Genomic DNA, 13,515 nt, shown 5'->3' with positions numbered 1-13,515 from the left:
CTCCTACTATTTTTCGCGCTTCTAAATAAAGACTAGGGGTTATGGTGGGGCTTTTGTCATACAGCGTCAACTATTTGATTCGTTATGTGATTTGCTGCACAAATTCCTCGCAATTTCAGCGCGAATTGATTTTTATTTGCCCAATCTCAACGTCATTTCAGCATCAACGCCATCAGCGCCTGCGCCGCAGCGGTCAGCGGCCGTCGGCGGTGATGCACCAGCCACACTTCGGTCGTGGCGTCCGGCTCCGCCAGCGGCAAATAACGCACGCCGTCCACCCGCACCCGGGCGAAAGATGCCGGCAGAATCGAGACCCCCAATCCGGCGGAGACCAAACCGATGATGGTCATCGCTTCCCCCACTTCCTGAGTGATATACGGGGTAATGCCGGCCTTGCCGAGCAGCAGCAGAATTTCGTCATACAGCGCCGTGCCCACTTCGCGCGAGAAGAACACGAACGGCTCCTGCGCCAGGTGTTGAAAACGCAGCGCGCCGCCGGGCGTTTCCGCCAGCGGATGCCCCTCCGGCACCACCGCCACCAGCGGTTCGCGCAGCAGCAGCTGATAGTGCAGCGCTTCCGGCAGCCGCGTGTTGCGCATTACCCCCAGATCCAGCTCACCGTTCAGCAGCGGTTCGATCTGCTGTTTGGTGTTGATTTCGCGCATCTTGATGTGCACCTGCGGAGAATGCTGACGGAAAGCGCGCAGGCTGCGCGCCACCACGCCGATAAACGGTGCGGAAGAGGTAAAGCCGATGGTCATTTCCCCCAGTTCGCCGCGATCCAGGCGCGCCGCCTTTTCCGCCGCGCGGCCGACCTGATCGAGCACCTGATAGGCTTCTTTGAGGAACATCTCCCCGGCCTGCGTCAAGCTGACGTTGCGATTGTTGCGCGCCAGCAGCCGCGCGCCGACCATATCCTCCAGCGCCTGGATTTGCTGGCTGAGCGGCGGCTGGGAGATACGCAGCCGCTCCGCGGCGCGGCCAAAATGCAGCTCTTCCGCCACGGCGATAAAGTAACGCAGGTGTCTCAACTCGATATTCATATTTAAAAAGTCTTAATTGTAATTATTAATATATTAGACAAAAAAATCGCCGCTCCCTATCATTTTGTTATCTGCAAAGTGTCTGTTTATCTCCCCGAAGTTCGGTAAGGAAACGCTGTGACAACCCCTGTGCGTTCTGCGGCCGTGATGCCGTCGACGCTGGCCGCCAACGATGACGCGGCCGCTGCGCCAAAAGTAAAACGCTCCACCCTCAACAACAAACTCCCCTATATCGAACGCGGCACGCCGCAGTTTATGCGCGTAACGCTGGCGCTGTTTTCCGCCGGGCTGGCGACCTTCGCGTTGCTTTACTGCGTGCAGCCGATCCTGCCGGTGCTGTCGCAAGATTTCGGCGTCTCGCCGGCCGAAAGCAGCCTGTCGCTCTCGGTCTCTACCGGCCTGCTGGCGATCGGCCTGATGTTCACCGGGCCGCTGTCCGACGCCATCGGCCGTAAGTCGGTGATGGTGGTGGCGCTGTTGCTGGCGGCAGTCTGCACGCTGATTTGCGCCTTTATGACCAGCTGGCACGGCATTTTGCTGATGCGCGCGTTGATCGGCCTGTCGCTGAGCGGCGTGGCGGCGGTCGGCATGACCTATCTCAGCGAAGAGATCCATCCCAGCTTCGTCGCCTTCTCGATGGGGTTGTACATCAGCGGCAATTCGATCGGCGGCATGAGCGGCCGCCTGGTGACCGGGGTGTTGACCGACTTCTTCTCCTGGCGCGTCTCACTCGGGGTCATCGGTCTGTTCGCCCTCGCCGCCGCCTTCATGTTCTGGCGCATCCTGCCAGCTTCGCGGCATTTTCGCGCCAGCTCACTGCGCCCCCGCACGCTGCTGATCAACTTCAAACTGCATTGGCACGATAAGGGGCTGCCGCTGCTGTTCGCGGAAGGCTTTCTGCTGATGGGCAGCTTCGTCACCCTGTTCAACTACATCGGTTATCGCCTGCTGGCGGATCCTTATCATCTGAGCCAGGCGATCGTCGGCCTGCTGTCGGTGGTCTACCTCACCGGCTCCTACAGCTCGCCCAAGGCCGGCGCGCTCACCTCGCGCTTCGGGCGCGGCCCGGTGCTGCTGGCGTCGATCGTGATTATGCTGATCGGGATTCTGATTACCGCGTTGCCGCAGGTGCCGGCGATCTTTATCGGCATGATGCTGTTCACCGCCGGTTTCTTCGCCGCCCACTCGGTGGCCAGCAGCTGGATCGGCCGCCGTGCGCGCCGCGCCAAAGGCCAGGCGTCGTCGCTGTATCTGTTCTGTTATTACGTCGGCTCAAGCGTGGCCGGGACCCTCGGCGGCGTGTTCTGGCACAGTTTCGGCTGGAATGGCGTGGCGGCGTTCATCAGCCTGATGCTGTTGCTGGCGCTGCTGGTGGTGCATTACCTGAAGCGCCTGCCGGAAGCGGCGCGCCTGTGAATAAAAAAGCCGCGGTGGAATACCGCGGCTCGCTATGCCAATGCCGGTGATTATTGACCGGTTTTCCAGCGGGTGCGCAGGTACTCCACGGCCTTATCCGTTTGCGGCTCGGTCAGATAACGTTGCCGGAACAGGATGGTTCCCCCCATCCCCGGCAAGCTCTCGTTGAGATCCAACTGCCTTTTCAGCTCGGGAACGCCGCCGTCGACGGTCCATGCCGGTTCGCTCGCCGATGGCGTGCCCACTTTATACAGCGCCACCCCGGCATAAAGCCGAACCGGCGTGTCTTTCACCACCTCGGCCCACCAGTTGGCCAGCACGTCGTAGCGAACTATTTCACGATCGAAGGGCCAGTACAGCTGCGGTGCTATGTAGTCGAGCAGCCCCAGTTTGACCCACTGGCGCGTATCGGCATAGGCCGCATCGTACGATGGCGCGCCGGCCTGAGTCGCCGAGCCGGCGGGATCGTCCGCTTTGTTTCGCCAGACGCCCGCCGGGCTGACGCCAAACGCGACAGCGGGCTTTAGCGCCCTGACGGTGGCTGAAACCTGTTTTATCAATTGCAGCGTATTGTCTCTTCGCCAACTGGCCTTGTCTGCAAACCCTTTGCCGTATTCGCGATACGTCTTTTCATCATCCAGCGGCGATTGCGGCGTCTCATAATAGAAATAATCGTCAAATTGAATGCCGTCGACGTCATAGTTTTTGACGACTTCAGCCACCACGCCGGTGATCCAGTTGCGCACATCGGGTAAGCCAGGATCGAGCGCAAAGCGGTCGTTGGCCGTACGTATCCAGTCGGGATGCAGCGCATAGACGCTGGCCGGCGGGGACTGCAGCGTTTGATTAAGCGCATCAATCGTTTGCTGCCGGGTATTCATGGAAACCCGATAAGGATTCAGCCAGGCGTGCACTTTGATGCCGCGCCGGTGCGCTTCTTTCAGCATAAAGGCCAGCGGATCGTAACCCGGATCCTGGCCCACGGTGCCGGTCAATACCTCCGACCAGGGCAAGATGTCAGAACGCCACAGGGCCGTTCCGTCCGGTTTAACCTGAAAATACACCGTGTTAATCCCGGTTTTCACCATGTCGTCCAGTGCGTCCGTCAGTGCCTGCTGCTGCAGGCGAATTCGCTCTGGTGCGGTTTCCGCTTTCAGGGAGGCCGCCGGCGGCCAGTCCAGCCCCATGACGGTGGCCAGCCAGATGCCCCGCATCGGTGTGACCGGCGGTGCAGGCTGCGGAGGCTTTTCCGGCTCAGGGGGTTTGGCGCATCCGCTCACGCCCAGCATGGCGGCCATCAACAGCCATCCGCCTAATTTTGTTGCGCCTGTCGGCATAAATATTCTCCTTCCGTGAGTGACGGTTATCCCATGTCGTATCGTGCAGAGCAAGAAACCGCCCGCTTTATCAACGCTATCCCGCGACCAGCGTCGCCCTTTCTGACGACGCCGGTACTTGTCCCATTACCAGCTCAGCCCCGTCCCGCGAGGGAACGCCACCTTGCCCGTATTGGTTTCCTCATCGTAGTCATGCCAGGTGTTGACCGGCAGTTTGCCCTGCGGTTTGATTTTCCCCGTCAGCACCTGTGCCAGAGATATCATCGAGGGACCGCGCCATACGCCGCTGTCATACCCGTAGTAAGAATAGGTGGCGACGGCTGCATCCACGTCTGCGGCATAGTTCACGATATCGTAAGGCGCGCGCAATGAGAGGTGAACGCGTTTTTTCCCCTGCTCGGCGGCGTATTTCAACCAGCCCGGATAAGGACTGGTATCATTAGCCGCCCCGGTTGCGGAGGTCACGACCCCATCCTGCTCGGCAGGCGTAAAGCGAGTCGAAAGCGTGCCGAGCAGGAACACGTCGCAATCGGCAATATGCGCCCTGATTTGGGCATCGCTCAGTTCCGTTTCCTTCGCGGCAACGACGTTCTGGTAGCCCTCCTGCGCCATCACGTTAGCGATGCCTTTGGCCTGCTCACCCCACGGGGTCAGGATAAAATAGCGCAGCGCCTTGTCTTTCAACGGCAGCAGGCTGTGGCGGTTAATGACCACGGTAATGGAGCGATCGGCGATGCGTTTTTCCAGCTTATGCGCTGAGGACGAAACGCTGCTGGAACAAGGGGCCTCGCGATGCCCCATCAGGTGATGGCGTAATTTGAGGCGCAAAATGCGCTCGACCGAAGCATCGATATCGGCCTCGTTGAGATGCCCTGTTTTCACCCGGTCCGCGAGGTAACGAATCAGGTCCGGCAGCAGGTTAGCCTGGGCCGGCGAAGCGATGCTGACAGGCATCAGGGCGATATCCACCCCGGCGGCAAAGACGTTTTCAGCCGCCCCTTGCTGGCTGAAATGCTCGGCAATCGCACCCATATCCAGCGCATCTGAAATCGTTACGCCGGCATAACCCAGCTCATCGCGCAGGATGCGGGTCTGAATTTCATGCGACATGGTGGCCGGCACCGTGATTTTTTCGCCGCTGCGGGTGTCGATCTGGCGGTTATCCAGCGCGGGGTACTGAATATGCGCGGTCATGACCATGTCCGGCACCGCACAGCGGTCAATGGCCTGTTTGTAAGGCGCGATATCGATGGCAAACGCCTCTTCCCGCGTACGATCGACGCGCGGCAAACCGGTATGCGAGTCGGTGGAGGTGCTGCCATGGCCAGGGAAGTGTTTGTAAGCGGTGATAAGCCCTTGCTGCTTCATCCCCGCCACCATTTTCTCGGCCAGGTGGGAAACGGCGTTCTTATCATCGCTGAAGGCGCGAACGTTAATCACCGGGTTGAACGGGTTGGTGTTGACGTCCACAACCGGGGCAAAGTTGGTATTGATATGCAACGCGCGCATATCCTGGGCCATCAGTTTGCCCTGTTCAACGGCGAGCTGTTTATCCGCGCCGCCCTCAATCGCCGCGGCGAGCGCCATATTGCCGGGGAATGAGGCATAGTCGCCGCGCGGCAGCCGGAAAACGTTACCGCCCTCGTTATCCGTGCCAATGAACAGGCGGATGCCAGCGTGGGTTTTCATCGCGGCATACCAGGCCGTTAACGTATTGATCTGCTGCTTATCTTTCAGATTATTGGCAAACAGGATCACCCCGCCCACATGGTTATCGGTGATCAGCTTGCCAATGGCTTCATCGGGAACGGTCATATCCTGATTGCTGCTACCGTTCCGATCCCAGTAGCGAAAATCCAGCATGATTTTTTGCCCGATCTTCTCTTCCAGCGTCATGTTTTTGACTTTCTGTTTAATATCCACAGTAAACCTCCTGTTAAAGCACCCGTTAATGACAGAAGAAAAGATAACCCCAAGAGCTCATAGCGTCCTGCCATTCTGTTTGTTCCAGCGTTTGGACAACGGCAAACGGGAAATGGATTAAACAGAAGACAAACGAACAGCAAAAAATCCATCAATGAATCAAAACCATAAGAAGAGCAGGTTTATTTTCGACAATCACACTTGCCCGCATGCGTAGCAGACGAGCGAGAGAATTCCCCCTGCTGCCCGCCCTATTTCCCCCTGGTAAGCCGGGCGGGCAGTTAAGCCGAGTATTGTCCCATTGCCGATGTTGCCCCCAGTCCGCTACTCTCCTATAGTATGTTGTAACTAAAATAGGGGCATATGATGAGCAAATACGATGTGATTGGCCGGATGAACGCCTGCTTTGCCGAACTGGAGCAAGCCCTCGGCGCATTGCAGCAGCAGATAACCCCGCTGCGGCTGCTGGCGGCGCGGGTGTTCAGCCTGCCGGAGGTAGAAAAAGGCCAGGAACATCAGGCCATTTCGCATATCGCGGTCGAGCAGCATGTGGGGCAAGCGGCGCGCGATCTGGCGCTGGAACACTATCAGCGGCTCTTCATCCACCATAACCGTGAGAATGTCAGCAGCAAGGCCGCCGTGCGCCTGCCCGGCGTCATCTGTCTGGCGGTGGAGCAACCGGAGTATCAGGCGCTGCAGGCGCAGCTGGCGCTGATCAACCGCCTGAAAGGCGAACTGGAGCAGATTATCACCGTCGATTCCGGCCTGGCGCCGGAGCAGCGTTTCGAATTCGTGCACACCCATTTGCACGGGCTGATTACCCTCAGCGCCTACCGCACCCTCACCGCCCTGACCAATCCCGACTCGGTGCGCTTCGGCTGGGCCAACAAGCACATCATCAAAAACGTCAAACGGGACGACATCCTGGCGCAGCTGGAGAAAAGTCTGAAAGCCGGCCGCGCGGTGCCGCCGCACAGCCGTGAACAGTGGGCCGCCCTGGTCAGCCGCGAAATAGACGATGTCAGCCGTCTGCCGCAGCATGCGACGTTGAAAATCAAGCGGCCGGTCAAAGTGCAGCCGATCGCCCGCGTGTGGTATCAGCAGCTGCAAAAGCAGGTGCAACACCCCTGCCCGCTGCCGCTGATCGCCCTGTGTCAGGTTGAAAGCGGCGCTGCGGTGCCGAAGATCGGCGAACTGCTCAACTACGACGCCGACGCAGTAAAGCATCGCTACAAACCCGACGCCAGGCCGCTGCGGCTGCTGGTGCCGCGCCTGCACCTGTATACCGACGGCACTACTCGCTGAGGGCATATACCCGCAGGCGATGACCGTCCGGATCCCGCGCCACAAAGGTGTAGCCGAATTCCATTTCGGTTGGCGTTTGCTCGATAGGCAGCCCGAGCTCGCGCCACTGGTTATAGCGCGCCTCCACCTCTTGCGGATCCTGGCATAAAAAGCCCAGTTCACCGCCGCCGCCGGTCAGCGTGGCGGCGGGTTTTACCCCCTGTTTGGCCCACATCCCGAGCTTGAAGCCGTTGTTGAGCACGAACAGGGCAAAGCCGGGAGAAAGCTCTACCGGCGCCTGCCCCAGCAGGCGTTGATAAAAGGCGGCGCTGTTGAGCGGGTTATCGACGTAAAGCAGGGTCATGCTGGGAAGGGTCATCGGTCTGTCCTCTGGGTGATGGGAACCGGTTGGTTCCCGATAGGCACAGACTAAAGGAGGCGACTGACAGTTTATGGCAGCAGCGTGTCGTTATTGTTCCGCAATGCCTTCGCTCAACCGCCACTCTTTCAACAGTCGCCGCCGGCCATGCGGATAACGCTGTTCAAGCGGCGTGGCGGCCTGAATGCGATCGAGGCGAAAATGACGAAAGGCCTGACGCAACTCACACCAGGCAACCAGCATCTGGAACTGGTCGAAAAAGCCCAGCGCAAAGGGCCACAGCAGGCGTTCGCTGCGCTGCCCCGCCAGGTCGAGATAGTCGATATGCAGCTTGCGCTCGCGGCGGATGCTGTCACGGATTAACACCCGCATCTCATCCGCCACCGGCGGCGACTGAGCCGGTGCGATAAGCAGCGTGTTGGCCTCCAGCTCCTCCCGCAGCGCCGTCGGCAGCACCGCGGCGATCTTGGCGAGCGCCTGGCCCGCGGCGCTCGCCAACTGGCTGTCGCCGCGGCGGCTGACCCAGCGCATGCCCAGCACCAGCGCTTCTATTTCCGCTTGCGAGAACATCAGCGGCGGCAGCATAAAACCGGGGCGCAGCACATAGCCGAGCCCCGCTTCGCCGACGATCTCCGCTCCCTGCTGCTGCAGCGTAGCGATATCGCGGTAAAGCGTACGCATGCTGATGCCCAGCGTCTGCGCCAACGCATGGCCCGCCACCGGATAGCGGTGGCTGCGCAACAGCTGCATCAGATCGAGTAAACGTTGTGCGCGCGACATCTTAATTTCTCCATAAAAAAGGGGCTTACCTCAGTAAGCCCCCGGTTGCCTCACAGATCAATTATTTCTGCATGCTGCCGACCATCGCCTCCGGGCGCACCCATTCATCGAACTGCGCTTCGGTCAGATAGCCGAGCTTCAGCGCCGCGGCTTTCAACGTCAGCCCTTCCTTGTGCGCTTTCTTGGCGATTTCCGCCGCTTTGTCATAACCGATATGGGTGTTGAGCGCCGTCACCAGCATCAGCGATTCATTCAGCAACTGGGTGATGCGATCGCGGTTCGGTTCGATGCCCACCGCGCAGTGCTCGTTGAAGCCCTGCATACCGTCGGCCAGCAGGCGGATCGACTGCAGGTAGTTGTGGATCACCATCGGGCGGAACACGTTCAGCTCGAAGTTGCCGGAAGCGCCGCCGATATTCACCGCCACGTCGTTGCCCAGCACCTGCGCGCACAGCATGGTCATCGCTTCGCACTGGGTCGGGTTGACCTTGCCCGGCATGATGGAGCTGCCCGGCTCGTTCTCCGGGATAGAAATCTCGCCGATGCCGCAGCGCGGGCCGGACGCTAGCCAGCGCACGTCGTTGGCGATCTTCATCAGCGAAGCCGCCAGCCCTTTCAGCGCGCCGTGCCCCTGCACCAGCGCATCGCAGGTCGCCAACGCTTCGAACTTGTTCGGCGCGGTGACGAACGGCTGATGGGTCAATTCCGCCAGCGCTTTAGCGACGCGCACCGCGTACTCCGGATGGGTATTCAGGCCAGTGCCGACCGCCGTGCCGCCCAGCGCCAGCTCGGCGATGTGCGGGATGCTGTCTTCGATGTGTTTCAGATTGTGCGCCAGCATCGCCGCCCAGCCGGAGATTTCCTGGCCCAGCGTCAGCGGCGTGGCGTCCTGCAGGTGTGTGCGGCCGATTTTGACGATGTCGCGGTAGGCTTCGGCCTTGTCGCTCAGCGTCTTGTGCAGCACTTTCAGCTCGGGGATCAGGTGCTCGCGCAGCGCAATCACCGCCGCCACGTGCATCGCGGTGGGAAACACGTCGTTGGAGCTCTGGCTTTTATTGACGTCGTCGTTCGGATGCACCTTGCGCTCTTCACCTCGCACGCCGCCCAGCAGCTCGCTGGCTCGGTTGGCCAACACTTCGTTCATGTTCATGTTGGTCTGGGTGCCGGAGCCGGTTTGCCAGATGGACAGCGGGAACTGGTCGGCATGGCTGCCCGCCAGCACTTCGTCGGCAGCGTTGATGATGGCGGCGCCCCGCTCGGCCGGCAGCAGCCCCAGGTCCACGTTCACCTGCGCGGCGGCGCGCTTGGTCAACGCCAGCGCATGGATCAGCGCGGTCGGCATCTTTTCGGAGGAAATGCGGAAATGCGCCAATGAGCGCTGGGTCTGTGCGCCCCACAGCTTGTCGGCCGGTACTTCGATGGGGCCCATGGAGTCTTTTTCGATACGAACGCCTGCCATCATTGTCTCCTTAGCATAATTCCTAAAATTGTAGGGTTAGGCCGACGCGCTACCCCCCGTCGGCACGCATTCCCAGTATAGTGACATAATAACTATTCGCATTAAGAGAGTTATCTCACAGCACGATTCATCTCTTTTACCCATTCATGACGCGGTTATTTGCCGTCGGTTAACCCGCGCCGAAATAAAGGCGAAGAAAGAACCGGGATAATAAACGCGGAGATGAAATTAACGCGCGTGACGCGAATTAAAATTATTGATGCGCTGCGCCTGTAAGTGATTGAGTTCATCGATCCGCTGCTGTTGCAAATGATTGATCTCATCGTAGGCATCCTGCCGTTCATTATGGCGATACGCCCCGGTCGCCACCGCGCCGGCGGTGAGCGCCAGCGGATGTGCCACGGGTGCAGTCACGGCGGGAAGCGCGACCGGTGCGGGCGCAACGACGATCGGCGCCGGCGTTACCACCACGGCGCGCGGGGCCGCGTAGGGATAGGTGACGATCACCGCCCCCTGGGCCGCCCCGGTGCAAAGCCCCAACAACAGCAACCATTTTTTCATGCAACAGACCTCTCATTTCGTTAAATCGACTCGTTAACGGCTACGGTAAAGCGGTCTGTCGTTCAGGTTTAAGCTCGGCGTGTGATCGCCCGACTTGGCGCAAAAATAATAATAAGGGAATGGCTCATAAGGTAAAAAATAAATTCCGCCGACATACTTTGACATGCCGATAAATAAATAATGACGTAGAAAGCCTGCGCTGTCGGCAATAATTTCTTTCCCTACAATCAACGATCGATTGGCGGATTTATCGGGCCCTCTTGAGGCCGGTGAGCCATTTGAGACGCCGATCGTTATCACGCTATACTCTGGCCGCGTGGCCGGACGCAACCTTATCCGGCGTTGTTTTGATCGCGCCCATGAGGGTTCCTGCCGACGCGGGCGTATGATGGTTGTCGGCACAGATGAAGCGAATCGTATAAAATCAGTAAGTTATTGCCATTAGTGCGGCAATGACGCAAAGGACGTTTATCGACATGCAAAAAATGACCAACGCGGTACAGAATTACGCCTGGGGCAGCCACGATGCGCTGACCCGTCTTTACGGCATCGCCAACCCGGATAATCAGCCGATGGCCGAACTGTGGATGGGCGCGCATCCCAAGAGCCCTTCCCGCGTGCCCGGCGCCGATGGCGCACTGCGTTCGCTGCGCTGTCTTATCGATGAAGACCAGCCAAAGCAGCTGGGCGCTGACGTCGCCAGCCGCTTTGGCGAGTTGCCGTTCCTGTTTAAAGTGCTCTGCGCCGATCAACCGCTGTCTATCCAGGTCCACCCGAGCAAAGCGGCGGCCGAGATCGGCTTCGCGAAAGAGAACGCCGCCGGCATCCCGCTGAGCGCCGCCGAACGCAACTATAAAGATCCCAATCACAAGCCCGAGCTGGTCTTCGCCCTGACGCCGTTCCTGGCGATGAACGGCTTTCGCGAACTGACCGATATCGTCTCCCTGCTGCAGCCGATCGCCGGCGCGCACCACGATATCGCCACCTTCCTGCAGCAGCCGGACACCGCCCATCTGTCTACCCTGTTCGCCAGCCTGTTGACGATGAGCGGCGAGCAAAAGTCGCTGGCGCTCGGCGTGCTGAAAGCCGCGCTCAACAACCAGCAGGGTGAACCCTGGGATACCGTGCGCTTCATCGCCGGTTTCTATCCGGACGACAGCGGTCTGTTCTCACCGCTGCTGCTGAACGTGGTGCAGCTCGCGCCGGGCGAGGCGATGTTCCTGTATGCCGAAACGCCGCACGCCTATCTGAAAGGCGTGGCGCTGGAGGTGATGGCCAACTCGGACAACGTGCTGCGCGCCGGCCTGACGCCGAAATTTATCGACGTGCCCGAGCTGCTGGCCAACCTGCAGTTCCGCCCGCAGCCGGCGTCCGGCCTGCTGACCCAACCGGAGCGGCGCGGCAACGAACTGTTCTTCCCGATCCCGGTGGAAGATTTCGCCTTCTCGCTGCACGATTTGACCGCCGCGCCGCAGGCGCTCGCGCAACGGAGCGCGGCTATCGTGTTCTGCGTCAGCGGCGAAGCGACGCTGGAAAAATCCGGGCAGCGCCTGACGCTCAAACCGGGTGAATCCTGCTTTATCGGCGCCTTCGAATCGCCGGTCAACGTCAGCGGCAGCGGCCGCATCGCCCGGGTTTATAACCAACTGGCCTAACCGTTGATAAATTTCAGCAAATTGCTTGCTGAAAGCGAGAGCTGCCCCCACAATTAAACGCCTGCGGGCGTTTTTTGTCGGCCCACATTTGCCCCCTCCCTCGCAACGGAGGGTTATAAGAAAAAAGGATGAAACAGAGCTATGAAAAAATCGTTAGTCGCTGTCAGCGTCATTGTCGTTCTTGGCGCAGCATGGACCGGGGCATCCTGGTACACCGGGAAACAGATCGAGCAGCACATGGGCGAAGTCGTCGACAACGCCAACGGCCAACTGAAAGCCTATCTGCCGAAAGCCGGCGTCAAGCTGAGCTATGAAAATTACCAGCGCGGCCTGTTCAGCAGCAAAGTGCGTTATGTGCTGCGCTCCGACGGCACGGATACCAGCGAAAACGCGGCGCTGAAAGCCGGTGAAGAAGTGGCGTTCCTGGAAACCATCGATCACGGTCCGTTCCCGTTCGCGCAGCTGAAAAAATTCAACCTGCTGCCGAGCATGGCGTCGGTGCATACCGAGCTGGAAAACACCCCGGCGGTGAAAGGCCTGTTTGAAACCACCAAAGGCAAATCGCTGTTTACCGCCGATTCGCGCATCTCCTACAGCGGCGATACTGCGTCCACCATCGACTTTATCCCACTGGACTACCAGAAGGATAAGTCTTCGCTGAAATTCAGCGGCGCCACCATTGACGCCGACGTGTCCCGCGATCTGAAAAAAATCGCGCTGGACGCCAACAGCGACAACATCGTGTTCGCCAGCCCGAACGAATTCGGCCAAAACGAGCAGATTACCTTCCAGGGCTTCAACCTGAAAGGCAACAGCAACGAAAGCAAGTTCGGCGTGAAGCTCGGCGATCAGACGATGACCCTGAAGCAGTTCAAACTGACGATCGACGGTAAAGACACCGTGGCGTTGGACGGTTTCAATCTGGTGAGCAAGTTCGGCGAGCAAGGCAGCAGCAATATCGGCGGCCAGATCGATTACACCATGGACGCGCTCAAGGTGCAGGGCAACGACTTCGGCGCCGGTAAACTGACGCTGAAAATCGACAACGTCGACGGCAAGGCGCTGAAAGACTTCTCCGACAGCTACAACCGCCAAACCATGGCGCTGCTGCAGCAGGGCGAGAACCTGGATCCGGACGTCTACGAACAGCAGACCTCCGAGATGCTGCAAAAGAACCTGCCGATGCTGCTGAAAGGCAACCCAAGCCTCAGCATCGCCCCGCTGAGCTGGAAAAACAGCAAGGGTGAGAGCATCTTCACGCTGGATCTGGCGATGACCGATCCGAGCAAGGCCGCCTCCCCGGCACAGTCGCCGGATCAAGTGATCGCTCAGGCGGTTAAAAAGCTGGATCTCAGCCTGACCATTCCGGAAGCGATGGCTACCGAAGTGACCGCGAAGACCGCCTTGTTGCAGGGTTACAATGAGGAAGACGCGCAGAAACTGGCGCAGCAGCAAGTGCAGGGCCTGGCTGCCATGGGTCAGATGTTCAAGCTGACCACCCAGAAAGACGGCGTGATCGCGAGCAAGTTCCACTACGCTGACAATCAGGTTGACCTGAACGGCAACAAAATGTCGCTGCAGGAGTTCATCAGCCAGTTCGCCATGCTGGGCGCCCCGGCGGAAGACGCTGAACCGGCGCAGGAAGCGGAACCCGCTCCGGCACCGGCGCAGTAATCGC

General features: G+C 59.5%; 12 protein-coding genes. 4 read left to right on the top strand and 8 right to left on the bottom strand.

The window, feature by feature from the left end; all coding sequences use genetic code 11:
• Positions 1–152 precede the first annotated feature (152 nt).
• On the bottom strand, positions 153–1,043 hold the full coding sequence (locus ACP3TA_RS17295; protein ID WP_033650481.1) for a LysR substrate-binding domain-containing protein: 891 nt from the start codon (positions 1,041–1,043) through the stop codon (positions 153–155).
• 147 nt (positions 1,044–1,190) lie between these two features.
• On the opposite strand from ACP3TA_RS17295, the gene ACP3TA_RS17290 reads away from it, so the two are divergent.
• Positions 1,191–2,459: an MFS transporter gene (locus ACP3TA_RS17290; protein ID WP_169539675.1), complete on the top strand. Its 1,269-nt coding sequence runs from the start codon at positions 1,191–1,193 to the stop codon at positions 2,457–2,459.
• A 50-nt stretch (positions 2,460–2,509) separates the two neighbouring features.
• Here ACP3TA_RS17290 and ACP3TA_RS17285 read toward each other — a convergent pair whose 3' ends face one another.
• Positions 2,510–3,796 carry a glycoside hydrolase family 10 protein gene (locus ACP3TA_RS17285; RefSeq protein ID WP_033642975.1) on the bottom strand — a complete coding sequence of 429 codons (1,287 nt, stop codon included), beginning with the start codon at positions 3,794–3,796 and terminating at the stop codon, positions 2,510–2,512.
• 126 nt (positions 3,797–3,922) lie between these two features.
• Positions 3,923–5,719, bottom strand: coding sequence for a glycoside hydrolase family 3 N-terminal domain-containing protein (locus ACP3TA_RS17280; protein WP_206195904.1), 1,797 nt, complete (start codon positions 5,717–5,719; stop codon positions 3,923–3,925).
• Between the two features lie 366 nt (positions 5,720–6,085).
• Here ACP3TA_RS17280 and tus point away from each other — a divergent pair, with 366 nt between their 5' ends.
• Positions 6,086–7,024: a DNA replication terminus site-binding protein gene (gene tus, locus ACP3TA_RS17275; RefSeq protein WP_206195905.1), complete on the top strand. Its 939-nt coding sequence runs from the start codon at positions 6,086–6,088 to the stop codon at positions 7,022–7,024.
• Here the strand turns inward: tus and ACP3TA_RS17270 are convergent.
• From ACP3TA_RS17270 to ACP3TA_RS17250, 5 genes are all read right to left on the bottom strand, one after another.
• Positions 7,014–7,382 carry a VOC family protein gene (locus ACP3TA_RS17270; RefSeq protein ID WP_028128189.1) on the bottom strand — a complete coding sequence of 123 codons (369 nt, stop codon included), beginning with the start codon at positions 7,380–7,382 and terminating at the stop codon, positions 7,014–7,016. The two genes, tus and ACP3TA_RS17270, sit on opposite strands and share 11 nt — an antisense overlap.
• Positions 7,383–7,472: 90 nt before the next feature.
• Positions 7,473–8,162 (bottom strand): helix-turn-helix transcriptional regulator, encoded by a 690-nt coding sequence (locus ACP3TA_RS17265; protein ID WP_033642971.1) that lies wholly within the window; start codon positions 8,160–8,162, stop codon positions 7,473–7,475.
• 61 nt (positions 8,163–8,223) lie between these two features.
• Positions 8,224–9,621: a class II fumarate hydratase gene (gene fumC, locus ACP3TA_RS17260; protein ID WP_089197008.1), complete on the bottom strand. Its 1,398-nt coding sequence runs from the start codon at positions 9,619–9,621 to the stop codon at positions 8,224–8,226.
• Between the two features lie 228 nt (positions 9,622–9,849).
• Positions 9,850–10,182, bottom strand: a complete 333-nt coding sequence (locus tag ACP3TA_RS17255) for a hypothetical protein (RefSeq protein WP_033642969.1) — start codon at positions 10,180–10,182, stop codon at positions 9,850–9,852.
• A 33-nt stretch (positions 10,183–10,215) separates the two neighbouring features.
• On the bottom strand, positions 10,216–10,482 hold the full coding sequence (locus ACP3TA_RS17250; protein ID WP_145957723.1) for a hypothetical protein: 267 nt from the start codon (positions 10,480–10,482) through the stop codon (positions 10,216–10,218).
• 176 nt (positions 10,483–10,658) lie between these two features.
• Between ACP3TA_RS17250 and manA the strand changes: the two genes are divergently transcribed.
• Both manA and ACP3TA_RS17240 read left to right on the top strand, forming a co-directional pair.
• Positions 10,659–11,837 carry a mannose-6-phosphate isomerase gene (manA, locus tag ACP3TA_RS17245; RefSeq protein WP_033642968.1) on the top strand — a complete coding sequence of 393 codons (1,179 nt, stop codon included), beginning with the start codon at positions 10,659–10,661 and terminating at the stop codon, positions 11,835–11,837.
• Between the two features lie 141 nt (positions 11,838–11,978).
• Positions 11,979–13,511: a YdgA family protein gene (locus ACP3TA_RS17240; RefSeq protein WP_033642967.1), complete on the top strand. Its 1,533-nt coding sequence runs from the start codon at positions 11,979–11,981 to the stop codon at positions 13,509–13,511.
• The last annotated feature ends 4 nt before the right edge of the window (positions 13,512–13,515 follow it).

The organism is Serratia sp. 2C06, assembly GCF_050037615.1.
GTDB classification, from domain to species: Bacteria; Pseudomonadota; Gammaproteobacteria; order Enterobacterales; family Enterobacteriaceae; genus Serratia; species Serratia ureilytica.
This window is presented reverse-complemented; position numbering and strand designations above follow the sequence as displayed.